24 protein-coding genes, 2 tRNA genes and 1 other RNA gene are annotated in these 26,544 nt (G+C 75.2%); 21 read left to right on the top strand and 6 right to left on the bottom strand.

The window, feature by feature from the left end:
- The 10 genes from CRP29_RS04575 to CRP29_RS04530 all read left to right on the top strand — a co-directional run bounded on the left by CRP29_RS04575 (window position 1) and on the right by CRP29_RS04530 (window position 10,896).
- Window positions 1-1,650 (top strand): tripartite tricarboxylate transporter permease, encoded by a 1,650-nt coding sequence (locus tag CRP29_RS04575; protein WP_141437043.1) that lies wholly within the window; start codon window positions 1-3, stop codon window positions 1,648-1,650.
- A gap of 74 nt (window positions 1,651-1,724) precedes the next feature.
- Window positions 1,725-2,393, top strand: a complete 669-nt coding sequence (locus CRP29_RS04570; RefSeq protein WP_097193800.1) for a 3-oxoacid CoA-transferase subunit A — start codon at window positions 1,725-1,727, stop codon at window positions 2,391-2,393.
- Window positions 2,390-3,067 (top strand): 3-oxoacid CoA-transferase subunit B, encoded by a 678-nt coding sequence (locus tag CRP29_RS04565; protein ID WP_217991441.1) that lies wholly within the window; start codon window positions 2,390-2,392, stop codon window positions 3,065-3,067. Before CRP29_RS04570 ends, CRP29_RS04565 begins: the two co-directional genes overlap by 4 nt.
- Before the next feature lie 62 nt (window positions 3,068-3,129).
- The gene (locus CRP29_RS04560) at window positions 3,130-4,620 is read left to right on the top strand and encodes an HAD-IIIA family hydrolase (RefSeq protein ID WP_097193799.1); all 1,491 of its coding nucleotides are present in this window, start codon (window positions 3,130-3,132) and stop codon (window positions 4,618-4,620) included.
- Window positions 4,621-4,691: 71 nt separating this feature from the next.
- The gene (locus CRP29_RS04555) at window positions 4,692-5,681 is read left to right on the top strand and encodes a glycosyltransferase family 9 protein (RefSeq protein ID WP_097193798.1); all 990 of its coding nucleotides are present in this window, start codon (window positions 4,692-4,694) and stop codon (window positions 5,679-5,681) included.
- Window positions 5,678-6,658: a glycosyltransferase gene (locus CRP29_RS04550; RefSeq protein WP_097193797.1), complete on the top strand. Its 981-nt coding sequence runs from the start codon at window positions 5,678-5,680 to the stop codon at window positions 6,656-6,658. The genes CRP29_RS04555 and CRP29_RS04550 overlap by 4 nt, the downstream gene beginning before the upstream one ends.
- Window positions 6,655-7,857, top strand: coding sequence for a glycosyltransferase (locus CRP29_RS04545; RefSeq protein WP_097193796.1), 1,203 nt, complete (start codon window positions 6,655-6,657; stop codon window positions 7,855-7,857). Before CRP29_RS04550 ends, CRP29_RS04545 begins: the two co-directional genes overlap by 4 nt.
- A complete protein-coding gene (locus CRP29_RS04540; RefSeq protein WP_245852431.1) occupies window positions 7,854-8,561 on the top strand; it encodes a D-sedoheptulose-7-phosphate isomerase in 708 nt (235 codons plus the stop codon). The genes CRP29_RS04545 and CRP29_RS04540 overlap by 4 nt, the downstream gene beginning before the upstream one ends.
- On the top strand, window positions 8,558-9,913 hold the full coding sequence (rfaE2, locus tag CRP29_RS04535) for a D-glycero-beta-D-manno-heptose 1-phosphate adenylyltransferase (protein ID WP_097193795.1): 1,356 nt from the start codon (window positions 8,558-8,560) through the stop codon (window positions 9,911-9,913). Before CRP29_RS04540 ends, rfaE2 begins: the two co-directional genes overlap by 4 nt.
- Before the next feature lie 59 nt (window positions 9,914-9,972).
- Window positions 9,973-10,896 (top strand): glycosyltransferase family 9 protein, encoded by a 924-nt coding sequence (locus tag CRP29_RS04530; RefSeq protein ID WP_245852429.1) that lies wholly within the window; start codon window positions 9,973-9,975, stop codon window positions 10,894-10,896.
- A gap of 56 nt (window positions 10,897-10,952) precedes the next feature.
- On the opposite strand, the gene CRP29_RS04525 is transcribed toward CRP29_RS04530, so the two are convergent.
- Together CRP29_RS04525 and CRP29_RS04520 are read right to left on the bottom strand one after the other, a co-directional pair.
- Entirely contained in the window at window positions 10,953-12,593 is a 1,641-nt protein-coding gene (locus CRP29_RS04525) for a VWA domain-containing protein (RefSeq protein ID WP_097193793.1), read from the bottom strand.
- A gap of 96 nt (window positions 12,594-12,689) precedes the next feature.
- Window positions 12,690-13,676, bottom strand: a complete 987-nt coding sequence (locus tag CRP29_RS04520; RefSeq protein WP_097193792.1) for a UDP-glucuronic acid decarboxylase family protein — start codon at window positions 13,674-13,676, stop codon at window positions 12,690-12,692.
- Between the two features lie 270 nt (window positions 13,677-13,946).
- Between CRP29_RS04520 and CRP29_RS04515 the strand changes: the two genes are divergently transcribed.
- A complete protein-coding gene (locus CRP29_RS04515) occupies window positions 13,947-15,164 on the top strand; it encodes a PucR family transcriptional regulator (protein WP_097193791.1) in 1,218 nt (405 codons plus the stop codon).
- 4 nt (window positions 15,165-15,168) lie between these two features.
- Here the strand turns inward: CRP29_RS04515 and CRP29_RS04510 are convergent, their stop codons facing one another.
- On the bottom strand, window positions 15,169-15,402 hold the full coding sequence (locus tag CRP29_RS04510) for a DUF2630 family protein (RefSeq protein WP_097193790.1): 234 nt from the start codon (window positions 15,400-15,402) through the stop codon (window positions 15,169-15,171).
- A gap of 36 nt (window positions 15,403-15,438) precedes the next feature.
- On the bottom strand, window positions 15,439-16,359 hold the full coding sequence (locus CRP29_RS04505; protein WP_097193789.1) for a prephenate dehydrogenase: 921 nt from the start codon (window positions 16,357-16,359) through the stop codon (window positions 15,439-15,441).
- Between the two features lie 11 nt (window positions 16,360-16,370).
- On the opposite strand from CRP29_RS04505, the gene CRP29_RS04500 reads away from it, so the two are divergent.
- From CRP29_RS04500 to CRP29_RS04480, 5 genes are all read left to right on the top strand, one after another.
- Window positions 16,371-17,033 carry an O-methyltransferase gene (locus CRP29_RS04500; RefSeq protein WP_097193788.1) on the top strand — a complete coding sequence of 221 codons (663 nt, stop codon included), beginning with the start codon at window positions 16,371-16,373 and terminating at the stop codon, window positions 17,031-17,033.
- Complete coding sequence (locus tag CRP29_RS04495) at window positions 17,030-17,539, top strand: tRNA adenosine deaminase-associated protein (protein WP_097193787.1); 510 nt, start codon at window positions 17,030-17,032, stop codon at window positions 17,537-17,539. Before CRP29_RS04500 ends, CRP29_RS04495 begins: the two co-directional genes overlap by 4 nt.
- The gene (locus CRP29_RS04490; RefSeq protein WP_097193786.1) at window positions 17,536-18,189 is read left to right on the top strand and encodes an HAD family hydrolase; all 654 of its coding nucleotides are present in this window, start codon (window positions 17,536-17,538) and stop codon (window positions 18,187-18,189) included. Before CRP29_RS04495 ends, CRP29_RS04490 begins: the two co-directional genes overlap by 4 nt.
- 139 nt (window positions 18,190-18,328) lie before the next feature.
- Window positions 18,329-18,799: a nucleoside deaminase gene (locus CRP29_RS04485; protein ID WP_245852427.1), complete on the top strand. Its 471-nt coding sequence runs from the start codon at window positions 18,329-18,331 to the stop codon at window positions 18,797-18,799.
- A gap of 10 nt (window positions 18,800-18,809) precedes the next feature.
- Window positions 18,810-18,895, top strand: a tRNA-Ser gene (locus tag CRP29_RS04480).
- A gap of 50 nt (window positions 18,896-18,945) precedes the next feature.
- Here the strand turns inward: CRP29_RS04480 and CRP29_RS04475 are convergent.
- Both CRP29_RS04475 and CRP29_RS04470 read right to left on the bottom strand, forming a co-directional pair.
- On the bottom strand, window positions 18,946-20,550 hold the full coding sequence (locus CRP29_RS04475; RefSeq protein WP_097193785.1) for a serine/threonine-protein kinase: 1,605 nt from the start codon (window positions 20,548-20,550) through the stop codon (window positions 18,946-18,948).
- Window positions 20,551-20,577: 27 nt separating this feature from the next.
- Window positions 20,578-20,925 carry a hypothetical protein gene (locus CRP29_RS04470; protein ID WP_097193784.1) on the bottom strand — a complete coding sequence of 116 codons (348 nt, stop codon included), beginning with the start codon at window positions 20,923-20,925 and terminating at the stop codon, window positions 20,578-20,580.
- Window positions 20,926-21,136: 211 nt separating this feature from the next.
- Here CRP29_RS04470 and CRP29_RS04465 point away from each other — a divergent pair, with 211 nt between their 5' ends.
- The 5 genes from CRP29_RS04465 to CRP29_RS04445 all read left to right on the top strand — a co-directional run bounded on the left by CRP29_RS04465 (window position 21,137) and on the right by CRP29_RS04445 (window position 26,488).
- Window positions 21,137-23,143 (top strand): CASTOR/POLLUX-related putative ion channel, encoded by a 2,007-nt coding sequence (locus tag CRP29_RS04465; protein ID WP_097193783.1) that lies wholly within the window; start codon window positions 21,137-21,139, stop codon window positions 23,141-23,143.
- Window positions 23,144-23,159: 16 nt separating this feature from the next.
- A tRNA-Ser gene (locus tag CRP29_RS04460) sits at window positions 23,160-23,244 on the top strand.
- An 83-nt stretch (window positions 23,245-23,327) separates the two neighbouring features.
- Window positions 23,328-23,423, top strand: an RNA gene (gene ffs, locus CRP29_RS04455) — signal recognition particle sRNA small type.
- 90 nt (window positions 23,424-23,513) lie between these two features.
- Window positions 23,514-24,179, top strand: coding sequence for a YceI family protein (locus tag CRP29_RS04450; protein ID WP_097193782.1), 666 nt, complete (start codon window positions 23,514-23,516; stop codon window positions 24,177-24,179).
- A 59-nt stretch (window positions 24,180-24,238) separates the two neighbouring features.
- Window positions 24,239-26,488, top strand: a complete 2,250-nt coding sequence (locus CRP29_RS04445; RefSeq protein WP_097193781.1) for a DNA polymerase III subunit gamma and tau — start codon at window positions 24,239-24,241, stop codon at window positions 26,486-26,488.
- The last annotated feature ends 56 nt before the right edge of the window (window positions 26,489-26,544 follow it).

Below are 26,544 nucleotides of genomic sequence, written 5' to 3'. Positions count from 1 at the left end.
ATGGGTATCGCCGACGGCCTCGGGGAAGGTTTCTCCGTCGCGCTGGACCCGACGAACATCCTGTACGTCTTCATCGGCGTGCTGATCGGCACAGTCATCGGCGTACTCCCCGGCCTGGGCCCGACGGCGACCATCGCGCTGCTGCTGCCGCTGACCTACGAGCTCGAGCCGGTGACGTCGGTCATCCTGCTGGCCGGCATCTACTACGGCTCGATGTACGGCGGCACGATCACCTCGGTGCTGTTGCAGCTCCCGGGTGAGGCCGCCTCGGTCGTGACCACCTTCGACGGCTACCAGATGGCCAAGCAGGGCCGGGCCGGGCCGGCGCTGGGCATCGCCGCCGTCGGCTCCTTCATCGGCGGCACGCTCGCCGTGGTCGGGCTGATCCTCCTGGCGCCGCCGCTGGCCGACCTCGCGGTCGAGTTCGGTGCGCAGGAGTACGTCGCGCTGACCGCCTTCGGCATCCTGCTGGTCACCTACCTGGGCACGAAGCATCCGGTGAAGGCGCTGTGCATGGCGGCGCTCGGCCTGCTCCTGGCCACCATCGGGCAGGACCTGACCACGGGCACCGGCCGGTTCACCTTCGACCAGGTCGAGCTCTTCGACGGGCTGGACTTCGTCGCTGTGGCGATGGGCCTGTTCGGGGTGGGGGAGATCCTCTACAACCTGGAGAAGACCGAGAAGGCCGAGCAGATCAAGAGCCGGATCAAGAACATCTGGCCCAGCCGCAAGGACTTCAAGGACTCCTCCGGCGCGATCGCCCGCGGATCGGTGCTCGGCTTCTTCCTGGGTGTGCTGCCCGGTGGTGGCGGTGTCATCTCCTCCCTGGCCAGCTACGGCATGGAGAAGCGGCGCGCGAAGGACCCGTCCCGCTTCGGCAAGGGCGCCATCGAGGGCGTCGCCGGGCCGGAGACGGCGAACAACGCGTCGTCCACCTCGGCGTTCGTGCCGCTGCTCACGCTCGGCATCCCGCCGAACGTGGTCCTGGCGCTGATCTACGGGGCCTTGCTCATCAACGGCGTGCAGGTCGGCCCGCAGCTGATCGACACGAACCCGGAGATCTTCTGGGGTGTCATCGCCTCGATGTTCATCGGCAACCTGATGCTGCTCGCGCTCAACATCCCGCTGGTCGGCATCTTCGTGCAGCTGCTGCGGGTGCGAGGCGGCATCCTGGCCGCGTTCGCGCTGCTGATCACCATGGCCGGCGTCTTCTCGGTGAACAACGACATCTTCGACATGTGGGTCGTGCTGGCGTTCGGTGTCATCGGCTGGCTGATGAAGAAGACCGGCTTCGAGCCGGGCCCGCTGGTGCTGGCCTTCGTGCTCGGCGCCATCCTCGAGACCAACTTCCGCCGGGCCATGATCACCTCGGACGGTCAGTTCGACACCTTCGTCACCCGGCCGCTGTCGGGCACCATCTTCGCGCTGATGGCGCTGGTCATCGTCTACAGCACGGTGATGGGCATCCGGCGGCAGCGGCGCGGGCGGCCGCCGGCCCTGTACTCCGACCAGCTCGACGCCGCCGCTCCGCACGAGACGGCGCCGGGGAGCGAGGCGGAGGGCACGGCGGGGGTGGGAGCCACCGGTGACCGAGCCGACGGCGGCGGCTCCCCGGGCGCAACCGGCGGCAGCACGCGCGCCGAACCCTGAGCCGCGGCCCGGCCGGGGCTGGTGCAGAGTGGGGGGAGCCGGGCGCGCCGCCCGCACGAGCGGACGGGGAGCCTGTGATCGACAAGAGGGTCGGCTCGCTGCCCGAGGCGGTGGCCGGCATCGGGGACGGCGCCACGGTGCTCGTCGGCGGGTTCGGCAACTCCGGCATCCCGGTGGAGCTGGTGCACGCCCTGCTCGACGAGGGTGCCCGCGACCTCACGCTGGTCACCAACAACGCCGGCAGCAGAGAGACCGACGTCGCCGCGCTGCTCCGGGAGCACCGGGTGCGCAAGATCATCTGCTCGTACCCCCGGTCCAGCGGCTCGATCTGGTTCGAGGAGCGCTACCGGGCCGGGGAGATCGAGCTGGAACTGGTCCCGCAGGGCACGCTCAGCGAGCGGATGCGCGCCGCCGGGGCGGGCCTGGGCGGCTTCTTCACCCCCGCGGGCGCGGACTCGCTGCTCGCCGAGGGCAAGGAGGTGCGGATCATCAACGGCCGCCGGCACGTCTTCGAGGAGCCCCTGCACGGCGACGTCGCCCTGATCAAGGCGCGGAAGGCCGACCGCTGGGGCAACCTCGTCTACTCCACCGCCGCGCGGAACTTCGGCCCGACGATGGCCACCGCCGCGACCACGACCGTCGTCCAGGTACGCGAGTTCGTCGAGCTCGGCGACCTGGACCCCGAGTGCATCGTGACCCCCGGCATCTTCGTCGACCGGGTCGTGCGGGTGGAAGGCTCGTGAGCGGCCCCCGGCTGTCGCTGACGGACATGGCCCGCCGCGTGGCCCGCGACATCCCCAGCGGCGCCTACGTCAACCTGGGCATCGGCATGCCCACGCTGGTCGGCGAGGTCGTCTCGCCCGACAAGGAGATCATCTACCACTCGGAGAACGGCATCCTCGGGATGGGACCGGCGCCCGCGCCGGGTGAGGGCGACCCCGAGCTGATCAACGCGGGCAAGCAGCCGGTGACGCTGCTGCCCGGCGGCGCCTACTTCCACCACACCGACTCGTTCATGATGATGCGCGGCGGGCACATCGACGTCACCGTGCTGGGCGGCTTCCAGGTCTCCGCCGCCGGGGACCTGGCGAACTGGGCCACCGACGAGGTCGGTCACCCGCCGGCGGTGGGCGGTGCGATGGACCTCGCCGTCGGCGCGAAGCGGGTGCTGGTGCTGATGACCCACACCACCAAGGCCGGCACGCCCAAGATCCTGCCGCTGTGCACCTACCCGCTCACCGCGGCGGGCGTCGTCGACCGCATCTACACCGAGCTGGCGGTCATCGACGTGACCCCCGGCGGGCTGGTCGTGCGCGAGCTGGTCGCGGGACTGAGCCGCGAGGAGCTGCAGGAGCGCACGGGTGCCCGGCTGACCTTCGCGGACGACGTCGTCGAGCTGGTGCCCGGCGCGGTCTGAGGGCCCGAACGCTTCGAGCCCGTAGTGTTTCTGCCCCGGCCCGTCCGGGAACGGAGCCGGACATGCTGACGGAGTGCACCGTCGTGGTGCCCACGATCGGGCGGCCCTCGCTCGACGTGCTCCTCGACGCGCTCGCCACAGCTCCCGGTCCCCGTCCGGCCGAGCTGATCCTGGTCGACGACCGCCCCACCGGGGCGCCGCTGACCCCCGCCCGCCCGGGCCTGCCGCCCGTCCGCGTCGTGCGCACCGGCGGCGGCGGGCCGGCCCGCGCCCGCAACCTCGGCTGGCGCAGCGCCCGGACGCCGTGGATCGCCTTCCTCGACGACGACGTCGTGCCCGACGCCGACTGGTACGAGCGGCTGGCGGCCGACCTCGCCGGCCTGCCCGCCGATGTCGCCGGCAGCCAGGGCCGGGTGCACGTGCCGCTGCCCGGCGACCGCCGCCCCACCGACTGGGAGCGCGGCACCGCCGGCCTGGCCACCGCCAGCTGGATCACCGCCGACCTCGCCTACCGCCGGGCCGCGCTCTCCGCGGTGGGCGGCTTCGACGAGCGCTTCCCGCGCGCCTTCCGCGAGGACTCCGACCTCGCGCTGCGGATTCTGGACACCGGCGCTCGGCTGGTCCGCGGCCAGCGCCGGATCACGCACCCGGTGCGGCCCACCGACCGCTGGGTCAGCGTCCGCGTCCAGGCCGGCAACGCCGACGACGTCCTCATGCGCCGGCTGCACGGCCGCGACTGGCGGCGGCGCGCCGACGCCGCGCTGGGCCGCCGTCCGCAGCACACCGCCGTCACCGCGGCGGCGCTGGCCGCCGTCGGTGGGGTCGCGTTCCGGCGGCCGCTGGCGGCCGCTCTCGCCGCGGCCGGGTGGCTCGCCGGCACCGCGGAGTTCGCCTGGCGCCGGATCGCACCCGGGCCGCGCACCCGCGCCGAGGTCACCACGATGGTCGCCACCAGCGCCGCCATCCCGGCGCTCGCGACGTGGCACTGGCTGCGCGGGGTGGTGCGGCACGTCGGCGTCCGCCCCTGGCGGGGCCTGCCTGACCTGGTCCTCTTCGACCGCGACGGCACCCTCGTGCGCGACTACCCCTACAACGGCGACCCGGCGCTGGTGACGCCGGTTCCCGGCGCCCGGGAGGCCGTGGACGCGCTCCGCGCCCGCGGCGTCCGGGTCGGGGTGGTCAGCAACCAGTCCGGCGTGGCGCGCGGGATCATCACGCGGGCTCAGGTCGACGCGTGCATGGCCCGGCTCGAGGAGCTGCTCGGCCCGTTCGACACGGTGGGTGTCTGCCCGCACGGCCCCGACGACGGCTGCGAGTGCCGCAAGCCGGCGCCCGGCATGGTCGAGGCCGCCTGTGCCGAGCTCGACGTCGACCCGGCCCGGTGCGTGGTCATCGGCGACATCGCCGCCGACGTCGACGCCGCGGCCGCCGCCGGCGCGACCGGGATCATGGTGCCGACGCCGGTGACGCGGAAGGACGAGGTCGCCGCGGCGGCGCATCCCGCCCCGACCCTGACCGCTGCGGTCGACGACGTGCTCGGGGGCCGCTGGTGACCGCCACCCCCGGACTTCCTGCACCGGAAGTCCGCCCCGATCCCGGACTTTCTGCACCGGAAGTCCGGACGGTGCTGGTCGCCCGGCTCGACAACGCCGGCGACGTGCTGCTGCAGGGCCCGCTGGTGCGCGCTGTCGCGCACGGCGCCGACCGGGTGGTGTTCCTGGCCGGCCCGGCCGGAGCCGCGGCCGCGGAGCTGCTCCCGGGCGTCGACGAGGTCTGGACCTGGGCCTGCCCGTGGATCCTCGGCGATCCGCCCGCGGTGGACGCCGACGACCTGGCCGCGCTCGCCGACCGGGTGCGCGCGCTGGCGCCGGACGAGGCGGTGATCTCGACGTCGTTCCACCAGTCGCCGCTGCCGCTGGCGCTGGTCCTGCGCACCGCGGGCGTGCGACGGATCTCGGCGATCAGCGTCGACTACCCCGGCTCGCTGCTCGACGTCCGCCACTCCGTCGACGACGACCTGCCGGAGCCCGAGCGGGCGCTCTCCCTGGCCCGTGCCGCCGGGTTCGAGCTGCCGGCCGGCGACGACGGCCGCCTCGCCCTGCGCCGCCCCCTGCCGGCGGTTCCGCACGAGCCCGGGTATGTCGTGCTGCATCCCGGCGCCTCGGTGCCGGCGCGCGCCTGGCCCGCGGAGCGGTGCGCGGAGGCCGTCGAGGCGCTGGCCGACGCCGGCCACCGGGTACTGGTCACCGGCGGCCCGGCCGAGCGGGAGCTGACCGCGTTCGTCGCCGGCGGCCGTGGCGTCGACCTCGGGGGTGCGACGACGCTCGCCGAGATGGCCGCGCTGCTCGACGGGGCGGCGGCGGTCGTCGTCGGCAACACCGGCCCGGCGCACCTGGCCGCCGCCGTCGGGACGCCCGTGGTCTCGCTGTTCGCTCCCGTGGTCCCCGCCGAGCGGTGGGCGCCCTACGGCGTGCCCACCGTGCTGCTCGGCGACCAGTCGGCCTCCTGCCGGGGCACCCGCGCCCGCGAGTGCCCGGTGCCCGGCCACCCGTGCCTGACCTCGGTGACGGCACACGACGTCGTCGCCGCCGTCGAGAAGCTGGGAAGCGCATGAAGATCCTGGTCTGGCACGTGCACGGCTCCTGGACGACGGCGTTCGTGCAGGGCGGGCACGAGTACCTGATCCCCGTCGTGGAGGACCGGGGTCCGGACGGGCTCGGCCGCGCCCGGACCTGGGACTGGCCGGCGAACGCCCGCGAGGTGACGCCCGCCCAGCTCCGCGACGACCAGCCCGACGTCGTCGTCCTGCAGCGCCCGCGCGACCTCGAGCTGGTCCGCGAGTGGCTGGGCCGCGAGCCGGGCCGGGACCTGCCCGCGGTCTTCCTGGAGCACAACGCGCCGGGCCTGGACGACGGAGCCGCACCGATACCTCTCACGCTGCACCCGATGGCCGACCGCACCGACATCCCGATCGCGCACGTGACGCACTTCAACCGGCTCTTCTACGACAACGGCCGGGCGCCGACGACGGTCATCGAGCACGGCATCGTCGACCCCGGCGAGCGCTGGACCGGGGAGCTCGCGCGGGCCGCCGTCGTCACCAACGAGCCGGTGCGCCGCGGCCGCACCGTCGGGGCCGACCTGCTGCCCGGGCTGGCCGAGGTGGCACCGGTCGACGTCTTCGGCATGGGGCTGTCCGGTCTGCACGAGACGGTCGGGCTCGACCCCGACCGGGTCGCGCTGTTCGACGACCCGCCGCAGGCGGCCATGCACGCCGAGCTCGCCCGCCGCCGCGTGTACGTGCACCCGGTGCGCTGGACCTCGCTCGGCCTCTCGCTGCTCGAGGCGATGCACCTCGGGATGCCGGTGGTCGCGCTGGCCACCACCGAGGTGGTCGAAGCCGTGCCGGCCGACGCCGGCGTCATCTCCACCCGCCCGGAGCGTCTCTGGGAGGGGGTGCGCCGGTTCCTCGACGACCCGGACGCCGCGCGGCTGGCCGGCAAGGCCGCCCGCGCCGCTGCCCTGGACCGCTACGGCCTGGCCCGCTTCCTGCGCGACTGGGATGCCCTCCTGGGAGAGGTGACGCGATGAGGATCGAGATGGTCAGCGAGCACGCCAGCCCGCTCGCCGCGATCGGCGGGGTGGACGCCGGCGGGCAGAACGTGCACGTCGCCGCGCTCGCCGCCGGCCTCGCCCGCCGCGGGCACGACGTCACCGTGCACACCCGCCGGGACGACGAGGCGCTGCCCGAGCGCGTGGTCACCCAGGACGGCTACAACGTGGTCCACGTGCCCGCGGGCCCGCCGCACGAGCTGCCCAAGGACGACCTGCTGCGGCACATGCCCGAGTTCGCCGCGCACCTCCGCCGCACCTGGGCCGCGCACCCGCCGGATCTGGTGCACGCGCACTTCTGGATGAGCGGGCTGGCGTCGGTCGCCGCAGCCGGCGACGTGCCCGTGCTGCAGACCTTCCACGCCCTCGGCTCGGTCAAGCGCCGGCACCAGGGCGACGCCGACACCTCGCCGCCGAACCGGATCGAGCTCGAGCGCTCGCTGTGCCGCACCGTCGACCACGTCGTCGCCACCTGCACCGACGAGGTGTTCGAGCTGCGCCGGCTGGGGCTGACCACCGACCGCGCCTCGATCGTGCCGTGCGGCGTGGACACCGACGTGTTCACCCCGGACGGCCCGGTGGCGCCGCGCAGCGACCGGAAGCGGCTGCTGGTGCTCGGCCGGCTGGTCGAGCGCAAGGGCCAGGACGACGCGGTGCGCGCGCTGACGGCGGTGCCGGACGCCGAGCTCGTCGTCGTCGGTGGCCCGGCGGCGGACCGGATCGACGCCGACCCCGAGGTGCGCCGGCTGCGCGCGATCGCCGCCGAGGCCGGGGTGGCCGACCGGCTGGTGTTCGCGGGCTCCGTGGCCCGCGCCGACGTGCCCGCCTGGGTGCGGTCGGCCGACGTCGTCCTCGCCGTCCCCTGGTACGAGCCGTTCGGCATCACGCCCCTGGAGGCGATGGCCTGCGGCCGGCCGGTGGTGGCAACCGCGGTCGGCGGGCTGCAGGACAGCGTCGTCGACGGCGTCACCGGCGACCTCGTGCCGCCGCGGAACCCGGAGCGGCTCGGGGCGGTGCTCGCGGCGCTGCTCGCCGACGACGCCCGCCGGGCCGCCTACGGCCGGGCCGGCGTGGCGCGGGCCCGCGACCGCTACCGGTGGAGCCGCGTCGTCGCCGACACCGAATCCGTCTACCGGCAGGTGCGCACCGGCCGCCGTCTCGTGGAGGTCGCCCGATGAGCGTTCCGCACTCCTTCTTCGAGAACGTCGTGCAGGCCCCGGCGCCCGGGAGCACCGCCGCCGAGGTGCCCGACCCGGCGACCTGCACCCACCTCACCGGCGCCGACCACGTCGGCTCGCTCACCACCGCGCTCGGCTCGCTGAACACCCAGCTCGACGTGCTCGACGACTGGGGCCGGCTGCTCGCCGGCATCCTCTGCGGCGACGCCCGCGGCCGGCTGCTGGCCGCCGGCAACGGCGGCAGCGCCGCCCAGGCGCAGCACCTCACCGCCGAGCTGGTCGGGCGGTACCGGGCCGACCGGCCGCCGTTCTCGGCCATCTGCCTGACCGCGGAGACCTCGTCGCTGACCGCGATCGCCAACGACTACCCGGCCGACGAGCTCTTCGCCCGGCAGGTGGAGGCGCACGGCCGCCCAGGCGACGTGCTGGTCCTGCTCTCGACGTCGGGCCGCTCGCCGAACGCGGTCGCCGCCGCCCGTCGCGCCCGCGGGTGCGGCATCACCACGCTGGCGCTCACCGGGCCGGCACCCAACCCGCTGGCCGCCGCCGCCGACGACGCGGTCTGCATCGACTCCCCGTGGACGGCGACGGTGCAGGAGTGCCACCTCGTCGCGCTGCACCTTGTCTGCGCAGCCTTCGACGCCGCGGTGCTGGCCGAGCCGTCGCGGGTGCCGGCCGGGCCGTCGCTGGGCGCGGCCCGATGAGCCGGCCGCTGGTGGTGGTCGGTGACGCGCTGCTCGACGTCGACCTGGTCGGCAGCGCCTCGCGGCTGACCCCCGACGCGCCCGTCCCGGTGGTCGAGGACGTCGAGCGCCGCGAGCGCCCGGGCGGAGCGGCGCTGGCCGCGGTGATCGCCGCCGCCGCGACGTCCCGCGAGGTGGTGCTGGTCGCGCCGCTGTCCGACGACGAGGGCGCCGACCGGCTGCGGGCGCTGCTCGCCGGGCGGGTCCGGCTGGTCGGGATCCCGGCCGGCGGCGGCACCGCGGTGAAGCAGCGGATCCGGGTCGGCGACCACTCCGTCGCCCGCCTGGACAGCGGCGCCCCCGTGGCGACGCTGGGCGCGCTGCCCGCCGAGGCCGCCGAGGCGATCCGCGACGCCGCGGCGGTGCTGGTCGCCGACTACGGCCGAGGGACCACGGCCGCCGCCGACGTCCGGGCGGCCCTGGCCCGCGCCCGCGGGCCGGTGGTCTGGGATCCGCACCCGCGTGGCGCGGACCCGGTGCGCGGCATCCGCCTGGTCACGCCCAACAGCGCCGAGGCCGCCCGGGTGGTGCCCGACGTGCCCGGCGAGGGGCTCGCCGCGGTGGGCGCCCGGGCCGAGGCGCTGATCGAGCGCTGGGGCGTCGGCGCGGTCGCGGTGACCATGGGGGCTCGCGGCGCGCTGCTCTCCTACGGCCCCGGGGCGCCGATGGTGGTGCCCGCCGTGCCGGTGACCGGCGGCGATCCGTGCGGCGCCGGCGACTCGTTCGCGGCCGCCGCCGCCCTGGCGCTCGCCGACGGCGCGGTGACCGGCGAGGCCGTGGCCGCCGCGGTGGCCTTCGCCTCGGCGTTCGTCGGCCGGGGCGGCGCGACGGCGTGGGACCGCGAGACGCCAGAGGTCGTGGACGGCTCGGGCGCCGAGGGCGTCATCGCGCGGGTGCGGGCCGCCGGCGGCACCGTCGTCGCGACCGGGGGCTGCTTCGACCTGCTGCACCCCGGGCACGTCGCCACGCTGCGGGCCGCCCGCGGGCTGGGCGACTGCCTGGTGGTGTGCATCAACTCCGACGACTCCGTCCGCCGGCTCAAGGGCCCCTCCCGGCCGCTCACCAGCGCGCCCGACCGGGCCCGCGTGCTGGAGGCGCTGGAGTTCGTCGACGCCGTCGTCGTCTTCGACGAGGACACCCCGTCGGCGGTGCTCGAGCGGCTGCGCCCCGACGTGTGGGCCAAGGGCGGCGACTACGCCGGCGCGGACCTGCCGGAGGCCGCGGTGCTGCGGACGTGGGGTGGGCAGGCCGTCGTCCTGCCCTACCTCGACGGCCACTCGACCACGGCCCTCGTCGAGCGCTCCCGCGTGTGATGGGACGTCCGGACCGGACTTTCGGTGCAGAAAGTCCGGCCACCCCTTCCGGACTTCCGGTGCAGAAAGTCCGGACGGCGGTGGTGCTGCGGCCGCTCGGGCTGGGGGACCTGCTCACCGGCGTGCCGGCGATCCGGGCGGTCCGGGCCGCGGTCCCGGAGCACCGGCTGGTCCTGGCGACGACGGAGGCGCTGGAGCCGCTCGCCCGGCTGATCGACGCCGTCGACGAGGTGCTGCCCGCCCGCGAGCTCGAGCCGCTGGACTGGTCCGGCCCGCCGCCGGTGCTCGCCGTCGACCTGCACGGCAAGGGCCCGGCGTCGCACGTGGTCGTCGCCGGCCTGCGTCCGGAGCGGCTGCTCACCTTCGACAGCCCCGGCTACCCCGGGCCGACCTGGTACGCCGACGAGCACGAGGTGCACCGCTGGTGCCGGCTGGTCTCCGAGGGGCTGGGCGTGCCGGCCGACCCCGATGCGCTCGACCTCGCCGTCCCGCCGGTGCCGCCACCGGTGCGCGACGTCGCCGTCGTCCACCCGGGCGCGGCGTACCCGGGCCGGCGCTGGCCGCCCGACCGGTTCGCCGCGGTCGCCCGGGTCCTCGCCGACGCCGGGCACGACGTGCGGATCACCGGTGGGCCGGCCGAGGTGGAGCTGGCCCGCTCGGTCGCCGCCGCGGCCGGGCTCGGGACGGACGCCGTGCTGGCCGGGCGGACGACGACGCTGGAGCTCGCCGCCGTGATCGCCGCCGCCCGCGTCGTGGTCTGCGGCGACACGGGGGCGGCCCACCTCGCGACCGCCTACCGCCGTCCCTCGGTGGTGCTGTTCGGACCGGTGTCACCCGCGCTGTGGGGCCCGCCGCCGCGGGAGCAGCACGTCGTCCTCTGGCACGGGGACGGCACCGGCGACCCCTGGGGCGCCGACCTCGACCCCGCCCTGGAGAAGATCACCGTCGAGGAAGTGGAGAAGGCCCTGACGCCCCTGCTCTAGGGACTTTCTGCACCGAAAGTCCCTCGTACCTCCGGACTTTCGGTGCAGAAAGTCCGCTATCCCCGCTGGCGGAGGGCGTCGAAGAGCACCGTCTGCAGGTCGTTCTCGTCGAGGGCGGAGTAGGCGGCGCCACCGGTCGCCTCGCCGATCCGCTGCAGGGCGCTCAGGTCGGCGTCGGGGCCGAGCGCGATGCCGATGACCTTCACCGGCCGGCCGGGATCGGCCTCCGCGGCGAGGGTCTGCAGCAGCCCGTCCAGGCCGATGCTGCCGTCGTCCTCGTCCGTGCCGTCGGTGATGATCACGACGGTGTTCACCGCGGTCGGGTCGTAGTCCACCCGGGCCTTGCGGACCGCGGCGAGGGCCGTGTCGTACAGCCCGGTGCCGCCGGGGGAGAGGCGCGACGGGAACGAGTCGGCCTGCTCCTGGAGGATCGCCCGCTGCGTGCGCCCGTCGATCTCGGCGTCCAGCACGCGGGTCGGCACCAGTTCCTGCCAGTCGGTGGTGCCGTCGAGCTCGCGGGCGAACACCCACAGGCCCAGCGCCGAGCGGCCCGGGATGAGCGCGAGCGCACTCTTGGCGGCGTCGCGGGCGAGGGTGGCGCGGGTGCCGCTGCCGACCCCGGCCTCCATCGACGCCGAGACGTCGACGACGGCGAGCAGCCGGGACGGCGCGGCGAGGGCGGCCAGCCGGCTGAACAGCGCCTGCACCTCGGTCGGGTCGAGCGCCACCGACTCGGGGGCCTCGGCGCGGATCCCGCTCTCCTCGCCGGCGGCCGGCGGTGCGGTGCCGTCGGCGTCGCGGAAACCGGCCTCGCCGGCGGCGGTCCGGGCCTCCTCGGAGGTCAGCACCGCGACGACGGAGTCGACCGCGCGGCTCTGGTCGCCGGTCGGGGAACCCACCCGGACGACGGGGTAGTCCAGCGACGGGGAGCCCCCGGAGGGGTAGACCGCCACGAGCTCGGAGGCAGCGTCGGAGGCGCGGGCGGCGTAGACCGCCTGCTCGGTGACCGGCACGAGCGGGGCGTCGGCGCTGCCCGCACCGGCGGACTCCAGCGCGCTCGAGGCGCCGCCCGCCGCGCGGTCGGCGGCCAGCACGGCCTGCACGACGGCGGTGTCGCCCTCCTCGCCGTCGCCGACCGTGCTGCGCAGCGCGGAGAGCGCGGCCAGGGCCTCGCCGCTCGAGGCGATGTCGGGCATCGCGACCGGCTGGTCGCCGGTGAGGGCATCCCCCCAGGACGGCGCCTCGTCGGACCAGGCGCGCGCGTCGACGACGGCCGTGCTGGTGGCCAGGACGATCGGCGAGGTGGCCATCGACGTGCCGGGGGAGAGCTCGGCGTCCCCGGCGCGGGGGAACCAGAGGGAGGAGTCGGGCACCCAGACGTCGGGCAGCGCGTCGGCGTCGAGGGCGGCGAGGTCACCGGCGGTCTGCAGCGGCTCCTGGGCGGTCACCTCGGCGGTGACGCACCCATCGGCACCCAGGGCCTCGGGGTCGGAGAGCAGGTCCTCGGTCAGGCCGGCCAGCTCGGGGGTCACCGTCACGGCGACGGTCGACCGCGTCGCGCAGCCCTCGTCGTCGTCGCCCGCCAGCAGCCACCACGCGAGGCCCCCGACGAGGAGCAGCGCGACCACGGTCCCGGCGGCGATCAGGAGCGGAGGGAACCGGCGCGGGATGGCGGTGGGATCAGCGTGGCGGCCCATGCTCGCTCTCTGTCATCGACTCGGGACGAACGCGGCCCCCCGGTCCGCAGGACCAGCCTAGTGGGCAGCGGAGACACCGCGGCTCGCCCCGCCGGATCAGCCGGCGCGCACGTCCCGGTCGGCGAGCTGCTCGGCGAACCAGTCCACCGTCCGGCGCAGCCCCACCTCCGACGGCACCGTGGGCCGCCAGTCCAGCAGCTGCTCGGCGCGGGTGGTGTCCGGCCGCCGGACCTTCGGGTCGTCCACGGGGAGGTCGATGAACTCGACGGGGGAGTCCGAGCCCGTGAGCTCGAGGATCCACTCGGCCAGCCGCAGCATGGACAGCTCGTCGGGGTTGCCGATGTTGACCGGCCCGGCGTGGTCGGAGAAGGCCAGGGCGAGGATGCCGGTCACCGTGTCGTCGACGTAGCAGATGGAGCGGGTCTGCGAGCCGTCGCCGGCCACGGTGAGCGGCCGGCCGGAGAGCGCCTGGCCGACGAAGGCGGGGATGGCCCGGCCGTCGTCGGCCCGCATCCGCGGGCCGTAGGTGTTGAAGATGCGGACGATGCCGGTGTCGGTGCCCCGCGAGCTGCGGTACGCCGTCGTCAGCGCCTCGCTGAACCGCTTCGCCTCGTCGTAGACGCCGCGCGGGCCGACCGGGTTGACGTTGCCCCAGTACTCCTCGGGTTGCGGGTGCACCAGCGGGTCGCCGTAGACCTCCGACGTCGACGCCAGCACGTACCGGGCGCCCTTCTCGCGGGCCAGGCCCAGCGTGTGCAGCGTGCCGAGGCTGCCCACCTTGAGCGTCTCGATCGGCATCCTCAGGTAGTCCAGCGGGCTGGCCGGCGACGCGAAGTGCAGGACCAGGTCGACCGGGCCGGGCACGTGCACGTAGTCGGTGACGTCGCAGCGCACCAGCCGGAAGCCGGGGCGCTCCATGAGGTGCAGGACGTTCTCCGGGGAGCCGGTCAGGAAGTTGTCGAGGCAGACCACCTCCACGTCGCGGTCGAGCAGGTGCTCGCAGAGGTGCGAGCCCAGGAAACCGGCGCCGCCGGTCACCACCGCCCGCTGGATGGTCCGCGCCGGCCGGATCGGCTGAGCCATGACCGCTCCCTCGCTCTCCGCGGACGCACGGCGACGCGCCCGCTCCGCGGCCCTCCTACCCGGCCGGTGCGCACCGACACCCCCGGCGGACCGGTGCGGGAGGGGGCTGGGGGACCCTCGGCGCGGCGACGATTAGGTCACGAGTACGTCCGTGAGCACCGGCTGGGCCGTGCGGCGGGTCACAATGGGCTCACCGCACAGTCCTGGCGACGACGTGTTGTGCTGTACGTCACGTCGCGGCGGGTCGCGCCAGTCGGAGAAGGAGATCGAGTGCAGGCGTTCGACACCGAGGTCTCGTCCCATCTGGTCGACCTCGCCCCACTGCTGCTCGAGCAGTTGGACGCCATGACCGATCGGATGGTGGACGTCCTCTCGCGCACCGAGCCGGCCTACCGGGACTTCATCGCCGAGTCCGAGGAGGAGCTCCGCCGCTCGACGCGGGACAACCTCGAGCACGGTCTCCTCGCGCTCGTCGGCGCTCCCGTCCCCGACCGTCCGGCCCTGCACGGCGCCCGCGAGGTGGGCCGCCGTCGGGCCTCCCAGGGCATCCCGCTGGAGTCGGTGCTGCGCGCCTACCGGCTCGGCGGGCAGGTCACCTGGGAGGCGCTGCTCCGGGTGTCGGCCGCGGCCGGCGGGCGGCACGACACGTTGCTGCTGCAGGTGGCCGGCACGGTCTGGCGCACCAACGACTTCGAGTGCGCCGCCCTCGCCGAGGGTTACCGCGACGAGCAGCGCCGGCTGGCCGGTGTCGACGACGAGACCCGCCGTCAGGTGCTCGACGGGCTGCTGGACGGCCGCGGCGACGACCCGTCATTCGTGCGCGCCGCCGCCGACATGCTGGCGATGTCCCTCGACGGCCGGCTGATGGCCGTCGTCGCGCTGCCCGCCGGGGACGGCGAACCGGGGCTCGAGGGCGTGGGCCCGGAGCTGCTCCGGCACGGCGTGCGCTCGGTGTGGGGCACCCGGTCGGGCGCGCAGGTCGGGCTGATCGCGCTCGGCGCGCTCGGCGCCAACGAGATCCGCGCCCGCCTGCAGGCGCTGACCACCGGCCCGGTCGGGGTGTCCGCGCCCGTGGACGGTGCCGCGATGGTGAGCTCGGCCTACCGGCTGGCCGAGACCGCCGCCCGGACGCTGCCGCGCGAGACCCGCCGCGTCGTGACGATCGACGAGCGGCTGCCCGAAGCGCTGCTGAGCAACTCCCCGGAGATCAGCTCCCGGCTGGTGGGGCAGACGCTCGGCGGCCTCCTGGCGCTGCCGCAGGACGAGCGCGAGGTGCTGCTGGACACGCTGTCGGCGTTCCTGGCCTCCGACGGCTCGCCCACCCGCGCGGCCGACGAGCTGTACTGCCACCGCAACACGGTCATGCACCGGCTGCGGCGGATCGAGCAGGTCACCGGCCGCAAGGTCGCCGACCCGCGGGCCCGTCTGCAGTGGCAGCTCGCGCTGCTGGGCGCGCAGCACGGGCGGCCGGCCCAGCGGTCGGCCTAGCTGCTCACTGCAGGTAGCTCTCCACCTGCGGCTCGGGGCGGGGCTGCGCCTCGTCGGGGTTCTCGTCGTACTGGCGCTTGGCCCGCCGCTGCCGCAGCAGGTCCCAGAGCTGGTCCAGGTCGGCCTCGAGCTTGTTCATGCGGGCCCGCGTCTCGTCGGTGTGCTCCGCGCTGTCGCGGAGCGCGTGCTCCTCGTCGACCAGCGAGTGGATGCGGCTGAGGATGTCGGTCTCGTCCATGCCCGGTGCCTGCCCCTCCTCGGCGGCCCGAAACGGTCAGCCGGGCATCCAGCCCTCGAGGAAGGCCGCCGGCCGCCCGGTGACCGCGCCCCCGGCGCGGCCCAGCGCCAGGAGCGCGGCCCGCTCGAGCGGCACCCGCACCGGCCGGCGCCCCACCTGCCGGGTCGCGACGGCGTGCCCCGCGGCCACGAGCTCCGGCCACGGGCGGTCCAGCTGGGCGCGCACGCGGGCCAGCGCCGCCGTCGCCGGGCCGGCGTTGCCCTCGACCATGGCGGTGACGAACGCGGGGTCGCTGCCGATCACCCGTGTGCCCGAGCCGAAGCTGCCGGCGGCCAGCGCGAGGGCGAGCGGGCCGGCGTCCGCCGCGGCGGTGGCGAGCGCGGCGGCGAGCAGGTGCGGCACGGAGCTGATCGCGGCGACGGCGTCGTCGTGCTCGGCGGCGGTGACCGGCACGACCTCGGCGCCGACGGCGAGCGCGACCTCGGCGACCCGCAGCCACCGCGGCAGCTCGGTGTCCGGCTCCAGGCACAGCGCCCAGCGGGCGCCGGTGAACAGGGCTGCGTCGACGGCGGCGTGGCCGGAGCGCTCGGTGCCGCACATGGGGTGGCCGCCCACGAACCGGCGCCCCAGCGACGGGCCGAGCGTCTGGAGCACGGGGACCTTGACCGAGCCGAGGTCGGTGACGGTCGCGTCGGGGTCGAGGGACAGCCCGTCCAGTGCCGTCGCCATGGCCGGCAGCGGGACGGCGAGCACGACGACGCCGGACAGCTCCCGCGTGATCGCGACGCCGCGGGCCGCAGCGGCGTCGCGGGCGTCGGGGTCGACGTCCCAGCCGGACACGGGGCGGCCCGCGGCCGCCAGCGCGGCGGCCAGCGAGCCGCCGAGCTGGCCGAGCCCGATGACGCAGACCGGCGGGACCGGCATCGTGGACACCGGGAGGGAGGGGGCATCGGCCATGATCAGAGGCTATGACCCCCAGGTCGTTCCTCCTCACGCCGCAACTCGCCGAGTACGTCCGCGCCTCCTCGGACCCGCTCGACGAGGTCATGGCCGACCTCGTCCGGGAGACCGCGGAGCTGGCCGCCCGGGGCGAGGTGTCCGCCACGATGCAGATCGCGCCCGAGCAGGGCGTGCTCATGCGGCTGCTCACCACCGCACTCGGCGCCCGCACGGCGATCGAGATCGGCACCTTCACCGGCTTCTCCGCGCTCTGCATCGCCCGCGGGCTGCCGGCCGACGGCTCGCTGCTGTGCCTCGACCGCGACGAGCAGGTGACGGCGGTGGCCCGCCGGTACTGGGCGCGCGCCGGGCTGGCCGACCGGATCGAGCTGCGGCTCGGCGACGCGCTGCCCTCGCTGCGGTCGCTGCCGGCCGAGCCGACCTTCGACCTCGCGTTCGTCGACGCCGACAAGACCGGCTACGCCGCCTACGTGGCGGAGCTGCACCCGCGGCTGCGCCCGAACGGCGTCGTCCTGCTGGACAACACGCTGCGCGACGGCCGGGTGCTCGACCCGCGGGACGAGGACGACCGCGCGCTCGCCGAGCTGAACGCAGCCCTGGCCGCGGACCCGCGCTGGGAGACCGCGCTGCTGCCGCTGGCCGACGGCCTGACCCTGCTGCGCAAGCGGTGAGCGCGGTCGACGGCGCGCCCGCCGGTCCGGGCAACTACGCGGTGCGGGTGTCCCGGGCCGGGGGCCGCTGGGCGGTCGAACTGCTGGCCGGGGACGCCGGGGACGAGCTGCCGGTGCTCGAGCGGGCGCTGGGGGAGTTCGACGCCGCCGCCTGGCCGCCGCCGTTCGTGGTGGTCGTCGACTCGCGGCTGTACTTCGTCGTGCTGCGGCACGGGCCCGGTGGCATGGTGCGGGCGCTGATCTCCGACGCGACGATGCTCGAATGGGTGCTCGCCGCCGAGGTGGTGGAGCGGTACGGGATCGGCGTCGACACCGACGGCGCCTTCGACGACGACGAGAGCGGCTGGCCGGGCGGGGATCTGGAGATCTTCGCCGACGACGGCCTGCCCGGCGAGGAGCTGAGGACGATCGTGACTGCGGATGACCTGTGGGCCGAGGAGATGGTGGAGCGGATCGCCGCCCGGCTCGGGTTCGCCGACGAGCTCGCCGCGGCGGTGACCGCATGAGCGGCACCGTCTCGGCGGTCGTCTTCGACCTCGGGGGTGTGATCACCGAGAGCCCGATGATCGCGTTCGCCGCCTACGAGCGCGAGGCCGGACTGCCCGACGGGCTGATCCGGCAGCTCAACTCGACCGACCCCCACACCAACGCCTGGGCGCGGTTCGAGCGCAACGAGCTGGACGTGGTCGGTTTCTCGGAGGCGTTCGAGGCCGAGGCCGCGGCACTCGGGCACCGGCTGGACGCGAGCCGGGTGCTCGCGGCGCTGCGGGGCGAGGTGCGGCCGGCCATGGTCACCGCCATCCGCCGGCTGCGCGAGGCGGGCCTGCCGCTGGGGATGGTCTCCAACAACGTCTCCCCGATGGAGCGCGGCGGCCGGATGGACGAGATCCTCGACCTGTTCGACGCGATCGTGGAGTCGTCGATCGAGGGCGTCCGCAAGCCCGAGCCGGAGATCTACCGCCGCACCCTGGTCCGGCTCTCCGAGGCGGTCGGCCGCCCCATCGAGGCCACCGACTGCGCCTACCTCGACGATCTGGGCATCAACTGCAAGCCGGCCCGGGCGCTGGGCTTCTCGACGATCAAGGTCGTCGACCCGACCGTCGCCATCGCCGAGCTCTCCGCGCTGGTCGGCTTCCCGCTGGACGACGCCGCTTGACCCGGCACCTGTTCCCCGGACAGTCGGGCTCTGCCCACGGTGGTGGGCAGAGCCCGAAGGTGCGCCGAGAGTTCTTCTCCGGACAGTCGGTCTCTGCCCACACCGGCGGGGCAGAGACCGACTGTGCACGGGGGAACCCGTGACCCTCGACCTCGACCTCGACGCCGCGATGGGCCGGGCGCTGGAGCTCGCCGCCGCGGCGCAGGAGTGGGGTGACACCCCGATCGGCGCCCTCGTCCTCGGGCCCGACGGTGCGGTGCTGGCCGAGGCGGCCAACGAGCGGGAGAAGCGCGGTGACCCGACCGCACACGCCGAGGTGCTGGCGCTGCGGGCGGCCGCGGAGCAGCACGGCGACGGCTGGCGGCTGACCGGCTGCACGCTGGTCGTCACCCTCGAGCCGTGCACGATGTGCGCCGGCGCGAGCGTGCTGTCGCGGGTCGACCGGGTGGTCTACGGCGCCGACGACCCCAAGGCCGGGGCGGCCGGGTCGCTGTGGGACGTCGTCCGCGACCGGCGGCTCAACCATCGGCCGGAGGTCACCGCGGGCGTCCGGGCCGAGGAGTCCGCCACGCTGCTACGTGCGTTCTTCCGGGCGCAGAGGGGCCTGTAGTCTCTTCGGCGGTGGCGTGTCCGAGCGGCCGAAGGAGCACGCCTCGAAAGCGTGTGAGGTTCATAGCCTCCGTGGGTTCAAATCCCACCGCCACCGCAGTCCGACGGCGGCGTCTCCTCGCGGAGGCGCCGCCGTCGTCGCGTCTGCTAGACCTGCTCGTCCCGATCGAGCAGCAGCCGGCCGTTCGCGTCGGCCTCGAACCGGAGTTCGTGCCGCTCCGTGGTGCTGGATCCGTCGGGCCGCACGTAGGTGATGTCGGCGAGCGCCCGGTCGTCCCCCCGGGGCTCGATGTTGCTGATCTGCACGCTGGAGAAGTCGTCCCAGAAGCCGCTGAAGCTGGCCAGGGGAAAACGCTGCTGGAACCCCGGGCTGGTCAGCTGGTAGGCGGCGTCGAGGTTCCCGGGCACCAGCGCGAAGAAGGCGCGGACCGCGGACGCGGGATCGGTGGCGGGGGCGACGACCGGCTCGGTCGGCTGCTGGCCCGTCGGCTCGGTGGGCTCCGCGCTCGGAGCGGCGTCGTCCGTCGGATCGGCGGTGGTGTCGTCCTCGGTCTGCGGCTCCTCCGAGGCCGAGGGCGACGCCGACGCAGGCGCCTCGGCGGACGGGGACGCGGAGCCCTCGGCCTGCGTGTCGCTGCCTCCGGGGTCGTCCCGGCCGAGCGCCCAGAACCCGATGAGCGCGGCGACGGCGACGACGGCCAGTGCCGCCGCCACCCACACGCCCCTGCGCCGCGCGGGCGGCCGGGCGGCGGGCACCACCCGGGGCCGGTCGTCGACGTGCACCGGCGGCGGCGGGGGAGGGGGCTCGGCCGCCTCGGGGGCGGCGGCGGGGAAGACCTCGGTGCTCGGCCGCCCGCCGGCCGGGCGCAGGTCGGTGCGGGCCAGCAGCACGGTGGTGGTGTCCCCGCTCCGGCCCGCGGCGAGGCGGGCGAGCTCGTCCCGGACCTCGGCCATCGAGGGCCGCTCGGCCGGGTCGGCGGCGAGCATCCGCGTCAGGGGCCCGGACAGCGAACCAGCCCGCGCCGGCGGCCGGATCGAGCCTCCGGCCACCTTGTGCAGCATCGCCAGCGCGTTGTCCTCCATGCCGAACGGCGGCTGGCCCTCCAGGCAGGTGTAGAGCGTCGCGCCGAGCGAGAAGACGTCGCTGGCCTCGCCCATCTCGTAGCCCTGGGCGACCTCCGGGGCGAGGAACGCCGGCGTCCCGGTGATCTGGCCGGTCTGGGTGAGCGTGACGTCGCCGTGGGCGTGCGAGATCCCGAAGTCGGTGATCTTGACCAGGCCCTCGATCCGCTCGCCCTGGCCGATCAGGATGTTGGCCGGCTTGACGTCGCGGTGCACGATCCCGGCCGCGTGGGTGGCGGCCAGCGCATCGGCCACCTGCGCCCCGATCTGCGCCACCTGGTCCACCCGCAGCACGCCGTCGGCCTGCACGACCTCGGCCAGGCTGCGGGAGGGCAGGTACTCCATGACCAGCCACGGCACCTCGCCCTCCTGGGCGACGTCGTAGACCGAGATGGCGTGCGGATGGCTCAGCCGCGCGGCGATCCGGCCCTCGCGCAGGGCCCGCTGCCGTTGCTGCTCGGCCAGCGCCTCGTCGCTCTCGGAGACCAGCACCTGCTTGACCGCGACCTGCCGGCCCAGCAGCTCGTCGAGCGCCAGCCAGACCGCGCCCATGCCGCCGCCGCCGATCTGCGACTGCAGCCGGTACCGCCCGGCGACGAGGCGACCGGGCGCGGTGAGAGGTGTGGACATCGGAGAGTCGGGAGGCGGACCGGTCGGTCAGACGCCCGAGGGCTCCCCGTACCGGCGCACGTACTCCTCGCGGGCGCCGGCGGGCAGGGCGTCGAAGAGGGTGCCGAGCTCGGTGTGCACCGCCGGGTCGAGGTCGTCGAAGATCTGCGCCCACGTGGGGGGCTCGTCGTAGCTGCGGGTCACCAGCAGTTCCCAGGCCTGCGACTGGCGGTCCCGCTTGCTGCGGTCGGCCACGAAGTCCGAGAGGTAGGAGTCCTTGGCGGCCGCCTTCTCCGCGGCGGTCGCGCCCTCCGGCAGGGCTCCGGCGTCGCCGCCCTTGAGGACGCCGACGATCGCCTCGACCACGTCCGGCCGCACCTGCGTGTCCTCGCCCATGTCCGCCTCCTCCTCCGGTCGCCGCCGGGGAGCACTCCCCGGGGCCGCTGGTGCCCTATCCGTGCGCCCATGCCCGCCGCTCGGGACACTCAACCACCCCGGCGGGCAGGAAACGGCATCGTCCCTGGTCGGATGCCCTAACCTGTCGCCGGCCGCCTGACGGGCCGGCCATCTCGGCGCCGGCTGCCGCGGCTCCAGGCGGAGGCAGGGCATGGGCGAGATCAGGACCACCACGACGCGGGCGGCGCGACCGGGCAAGGCGGTGAGCCGCCGCACCCGCATGGCGGCGCCGGCGACCGGCGCACCGGTGCACCGGGCGCCGCGCCCCACGTCGACGCCGACGCCGGGCCAGCGGCTGCGCTACCGGTTCGACAACGCCCTGGCGCGCGGGGCCGGCGTCGTCATCGGCTGGCTGGCGCTGCTCACGCTGGCGATCTTCGTCGTCGCCGGGCTGGCGTTCTGGGCCTTCGGGCTCGACGGCGTCAACGGCGAGGGCCCGGTGCCCAACCCGGCCGAGGGCATCTGGCAGGCGATGCTGCGCGTCGTCGACGCCGGCACCTTCGCCGGTGACAGCAGCTGGCCGATGCGGCTGCTCTCCTTCGTCGTCACCCTCGCCGGCATCTTCATCGCCGGCAGCCTCATCGGCCTGATCGCCAACGCCGTCGACCAGCGGATCGAGGGCCTGCGCAAGGGCCGCAGCGACGTCCTGGAGTCCGGGCACACCGTCGTCCTCGGCTGGTCCCCGCGGATCGCCGCGATCGTCTCCGAGCTCGTCGTCGCCAACGCCAGCGAGAAGCACGCGGCCGTCGTCGTCCTCGGCGTCGAGGACAAGACGGTCATGGAGGACACGCTGTCGGCCGCGGTCGGCGACACGGGCACCACCCGGCTGGTCTGCCGCTCCGGCTCCCCGGCCAAGGTCGCCGACCTCGAGATGGTCAACCTGCTCGGCGCCCGCTCGGTGATCGTCATGAGCGCCGGCAACGGGGACGCCGATGCGATCCGCGCCGTGCTCGCGATCAAGACGCTCGACCCGGACTTCACCGGCCCGCGCGTGGTCGCCGAGATCTCCGACCCCACCTACGCCGACAGCCTGGCCGCGCTCACCGACGGCCGCGTCGTCACGGTGAACTCCGACCACGTGATCGCCGAGATCACCGCGCAGTCCTGCCGGCAGAGCGGCCTGTCGCAGGTGCTCCGCGACCTCATCGACTTCGACGGCGACGAGATCTACTTCGCCCCGTTCGACGAGCTCACCGGCGGCACCTACGCCGAGGCGCTGACCGCCTTCGACACCTCCGCCGTCCTGGGCCTGGCCCGCGCCGACGGCAGCATCCTGGTCAACCCGCCGGCGACGACGGTCCTCGAGGACGGCGACCAGGTCATCGCCGTCGCGGAGGACGACTCCACCTTCCGCTGCACCGGCGCCCGCTCCTGGCCGGTGCCCGTGCCCGCTCTGCCCCAGGACGAGGTGCAGCTGCCCAAGCGGCTGCTGATCGTCGGCTGGAGCCTGCTCGGCGCCAAGGTCGTGCGGGAGTTCGACCAGTTCGCCGTGCCCGGCACGGTCGTCGACGTCGTCGTCGACCCGTCGCTGGTCGATCCGGGCGATGTCCGCATCGAGGGGCTGCAGCACACCGACGTCCGCGTGCACCCGACCAGCGCCGGCCCCGAGGAGCTCGCGGCGCTCGTCCGGGACGAGGCCTACGACCAGGGCATCGTGCTCAGCTACCGCGAGGCGGTGGAGGCCGCCGACGGCGACGCCCGGACGCTGCTCACCCTGCTCGCCCTGCGGCGGGCCTGGCCGGCCGGCGGCGAGCGGGCCGTCCGGATCGTGGCCGAGGTGCTCGAGCGCGACGACGTCGAGCTGGTCCGGGCCGGCGGCGTGGACGACTGGATCGTCAGCGACGAGGTGACCAGCCTGATGCTCGCCCAGCTCTCGGAGCGGACGGAGCTGGCGCAGGTCTTCGTCGAGCTGTTCGACCCCGAGGGCGCGCGGCTCAGCTTCGGGCCGGCGCAGCGCTACGTGGGCAGCGACCCGGTGCCGTTCGGTGCGGTGGTGGCGGCGGGCGCGGCCCGGGGCCAGTCGGTGCTCGGCTACCGCGTCGGGGCGACCGGCGCGGTGCGGCTCAACCCGGGGAAGAGCGAGGTCGTGAGCCTCGCGGCGGCCGACTCCGTGCTCGTCGTCGAGAGCCGTGCCCAGCTTGCCGGGGGCGCCCGGTAGCATCGGACCCGCAGTTGGAGGATTCGCCTAGTGGCCTATGGCGCTCGCTTGGAAAGCGGGTTGGGATAAAACCCTCGGGAGTTCGAATCTCCCATCCTCCGCAGCACCGGGCCCGCCCCGTCCTCCCGGACGAGGCGGGCCCGCCCGCGTCCCGGGTGCGAGGCGGCAGTGCTCTACAGTGGATCCCGACCCCTCGTGTGGCGTCACCCTGTGAACCTCCCCAGGGCCGGAAGGCAGCAAGGATAAGCGGGCTCTGGCGGGTGCGCGGGGGGTCCCTTTCTTTTCCGCGGCCCCGCGATCGTGACCTGCTTCACAGCTCCCTGCCAGGTTCGTGCGCTTCGATGCATGAACCGTCAAGCAGGGAGTGGCCATGCGTGGACGCATCTGGTGGATCGTCGGGGGCGGCCTCGCGCTGCTCGTCCTGGCACTCGGAGCCGGACCGCTGATCTACGCGGCCCTGGACGAGGACGCGCCGCCGGCCGAGACCGTGGTGGCGCAGCCCGAGGGCGCGACGCTCTCGGTGGAGACCGACGGCACCTGGACTGTCGCGCCCGGCTCCACCGCCGGGTACCGCGTCGACGAGGTGCTCAACGGCGTCGACAACACCGTCGCCGGCACGACCGACCAGGTCAGCGGCTCGGTCGAGGTCGCGGGCGGCTCGCTGACGTCGGCGGAGGTGACCGTCGACGTGGCCGGTATCGCCACCGACAACGGCCGTCGGGACGGCTACTTCCGCGACACCGTGATGGACGTGGGGCAGTTCCCGACCGCCACGTTCGCGGTGACCGAGCCGGTGGAGCTCCCCGAGCTCGCGGGCACGCCCGTGCCCGTCCCGGTCGTGGGCGAGCTGACGGTCAAGGGGGTGGCGCGCGAGGTGCGCACCGAGCTCTCCGTCGTCCGCACGCCCGAGGGGGTCGACGTCTCCGGATCGGTGCCGGTGACCTTCGCCGACCACGGGATCGACCCGCCGGACCTCGGCTTCGTCCGCGTCGAGGACGCCGGTGCCGTGGAGTTCCTGCTGCACCTGACCCGCTGAGCCGCACGGCGGCCCGGGAACGTGACCGGAGCGTCGGAGGGGCAACGTAACCTCGCCCCGTGGCCCTGGCTCTGTACCGGAAGTACCGCCCGGCGACCTTCGCCGAGGTGGTCGGGCAGGAGCACGTCACCGGGCCGCTGATGAACGCGGTCGACGGCGGCCGGATCAACCACGCCTACCTCTTCAGCGGCCCGCGCGGCTGCGGCAAGACGTCCTCGGCGCGGATCCTGGCCCGCTCGCTCAACTGCGAGCAGGGCCCGACGTCCACCCCGTGCGGCGTGTGCGGGTCCTGCATCGCCCTGGCGCCCGACGGCCCGGGGTCGCTGGACGTCATGGAGATCGACGCGGCCAGCCACGGTGGCGTCGACGACGCCCGCGACCTCCGCGAGCGGGCGTTCTTCGCGCCGGTCAACAGCCGCTACAAGGTCTACATCGTCGACGAGGCGCACATGGTCACCACGCAGGGCTTCAACGCCCTGCTGAAGGTGGTCGAGGAGCCGCCGGAGTTCCTGGTCTTCGTCTTCGCGACGACGGAGCCGGACAAGGTGCTGCCCACCATCCGGTCGCGCACGCACCACTACCCCTTCCGCCTCGTGCCGCCGACGACGCTGCGCGGGCTGCTGGAGCGGACCTGCGAGGCCGAGGGCGTCACGGTCGAGCCGACGGTCTTCCCGCTCGTCGTGCGCGCCGGTGGCGGGTCGGTGCGCGACTCGCTGTCCATCCTCGACCAGCTGCTCGCCGGCGCCGGTCCCGAGGGCGTCACCTACCGCACCGCGGTCGGCCTGCTCGGCGTCACCGACGACGCGCTGCTCGACGAGACCATCGACGCCCTCGCCGCGCACGACGCCGCCGGCGTCTTCCGCGCCGTCGACCGGGTGGTCGAGGCCGGGCACGATCCGCGTCGGTTCGCCACCGACCTGCTCGACCGGCTGCGTGACCTGATCGTGCTGGACGCGGTGCCCGACGCCGGGGGCAACGGGCTGCTCGACTCGCACTCCGACCGGCTGGACCTGATGAGCCAGCAGGCGCAGGCGCTGGGCTCGGCGACGCTGTCGCGCATGGCCGACACCGTGCACGAGGGGCTCACCGAGATGCGGGGGACGACGGCGCCGCGGCTGCTGCTCGAGCTCGTGTGCGCCCGCATGCTGCTGCCCGGCGTCGACGGCTCCGCGGTGGCCACGCTGCAGCGGCTCGAGCGCCTCGAGCGGCGGATGTCGATCGCCGGCGAGCACGCCGGCCGGGTGGGCGGTGGAGCGATGGCAGCCGCACCGCCGGAGCCGGCACGCGCCGCCGAACCGCGGCCGGCGGCCGTCCGTGAGCCGGCCCGTGCCCCCGAGCCGGCCCGCGCCCCCGTCGCCGCCCCCGAGCCCGTCCGCGCCCCGGAGCCGGCCGCCGCGCCCGCGCCCGTGCGCGAGCAGCCGGCCGCCGCGGCCGCCGGGTACGTCCGCCCCTCCCAGCGCCGGGAGCCGGCCGCGCCGACCGCGACGCCGGCGCCCGCGGCCACCGCTGCCGCCGCCGACGACTGGCCGGAGACCGTGCAGCCCGGCTCCGGCGCCCGGGCCACCGCGGCCGCCGCCGGCGCTGCCGCCGCGGCCGCCCGACCCGCGGCCCCGGCGGGGCCGCCGACCGCCCGCCCGGCGGCCGGCGAGCCCGACATCCCGCTACCGCCCGAGCCCACCGACGACGAGGACTGGCCGCACCCGGCCCAGCCCGAAGCCGTGCGCGCCGCCGCGGCCCGGGTCGAGGAGCCCCGGTCCGAGGCCGCACCGCGCCCCGCCGCGGAGTCCTCGCCCGCGCCCCGGGGCGGCGAGCCCACGCCGGTGGTGTCGGCCAACCCGGAGTCCGAGGGGACGCTGAACACCAGCGACGTCCGGCGGGTGTGGCCCGAGCTGCTCAAGATCGTCCGCGGCCACAAGCGGACCACCGAGGCGCTGCTCAAGAGCGCCCAGGTGCACGACCTCGCGAACGGCGTCCTCACGCTGACCGCCACCTCGCCGGCCCTGGCGAAGATGCTGGGCGAGGACCTGAACCGCGACGTCATCCGTGGCTCGCTCCAGGAGCTGCTCGGCGTCCGCTGGAAGGTGCAGGTCGTCGTCGAGGGCGCCGTGGCACCGGGGCCGGCGGTCAGCAAGGAGGACGCCCGCGAGGCGGCGGACGCGGCGGAGGCCGCCGAGGCGCGCGAGCTCATGGCCGAGCGCGCGGCGGAGGCGTCCCGGCCCGAGAGCGAGCGCGAGCCCGCCGTCGACCCCGAGCAGGCGGCCCTGTCGCTGCTGCGCACCCAGCTCGGCGCCCGCCCGATCGACTCCTGACCGCGGCGCCCGCACCACCCGCCCCAGAGGTCGGCGGGAAGCCGCTGCGCGTCGTA

This window comes from Blastococcus aggregatus (assembly GCF_900221005.1).
In the GTDB taxonomy this organism is placed as follows: Bacteria; Actinomycetota; Actinomycetes; order Mycobacteriales; family Geodermatophilaceae; genus Blastococcus; species Blastococcus aggregatus.
This window is presented reverse-complemented; position numbering and strand designations above follow the sequence as displayed.

Bases quoted from the DNA above. Each gene is read 5' to 3' on its own strand.
- CRP29_RS04575 (WP_141437043.1), top strand. From the start codon at position 1: ATGGGTATCGCCGACGGCCTCGGGGAAGGTTTCTCCGTCGCGCTGGAC.
- CRP29_RS04560 (WP_097193799.1), top strand. From the start codon at position 3,130: ATGCTGACGGAGTGCACCGTCGTGGTGCCCACGATCGGGCGGCCCTCG.
- CRP29_RS04550 (WP_097193797.1), top strand. From the start codon at position 5,678: ATGAAGATCCTGGTCTGGCACGTGCACGGCTCCTGGACGACGGCGTTC.
- CRP29_RS04545 (WP_097193796.1), top strand. From the start codon at position 6,655: ATGAGGATCGAGATGGTCAGCGAGCACGCCAGCCCGCTCGCCGCGATC.
- CRP29_RS04540 (WP_245852431.1), top strand. From the start codon at position 7,854: ATGAGCGTTCCGCACTCCTTCTTCGAGAACGTCGTGCAGGCCCCGGCG.
- rfaE2 (WP_097193795.1), top strand. From the start codon at position 8,558: ATGAGCCGGCCGCTGGTGGTGGTCGGTGACGCGCTGCTCGACGTCGAC.
- CRP29_RS04525 (WP_097193793.1), bottom strand. From the start codon at position 12,593: ATGGGCCGCCACGCTGATCCCACCGCCATCCCGCGCCGGTTCCCTCCG.
- CRP29_RS04520 (WP_097193792.1), bottom strand. From the start codon at position 13,676: ATGGCTCAGCCGATCCGGCCGGCGCGGACCATCCAGCGGGCGGTGGTG.
- CRP29_RS04510 (WP_097193790.1), bottom strand. From the start codon at position 15,402: ATGGACGAGACCGACATCCTCAGCCGCATCCACTCGCTGGTCGACGAG.
- CRP29_RS04505 (WP_097193789.1), bottom strand. From the start codon at position 16,359: ATGGCCGATGCCCCCTCCCTCCCGGTGTCCACGATGCCGGTCCCGCCG.
- CRP29_RS04500 (WP_097193788.1), top strand. From the start codon at position 16,371: ATGACCCCCAGGTCGTTCCTCCTCACGCCGCAACTCGCCGAGTACGTC.
- CRP29_RS04490 (WP_097193786.1), top strand. From the start codon at position 17,536: ATGAGCGGCACCGTCTCGGCGGTCGTCTTCGACCTCGGGGGTGTGATC.
- CRP29_RS04475 (WP_097193785.1), bottom strand. From the start codon at position 20,550: ATGTCCACACCTCTCACCGCGCCCGGTCGCCTCGTCGCCGGGCGGTAC.
- CRP29_RS04470 (WP_097193784.1), bottom strand. From the start codon at position 20,925: ATGGGCGAGGACACGCAGGTGCGGCCGGACGTGGTCGAGGCGATCGTC.
- CRP29_RS04465 (WP_097193783.1), top strand. From the start codon at position 21,137: ATGGGCGAGATCAGGACCACCACGACGCGGGCGGCGCGACCGGGCAAG.
- CRP29_RS04450 (WP_097193782.1), top strand. From the start codon at position 23,514: ATGCGTGGACGCATCTGGTGGATCGTCGGGGGCGGCCTCGCGCTGCTC.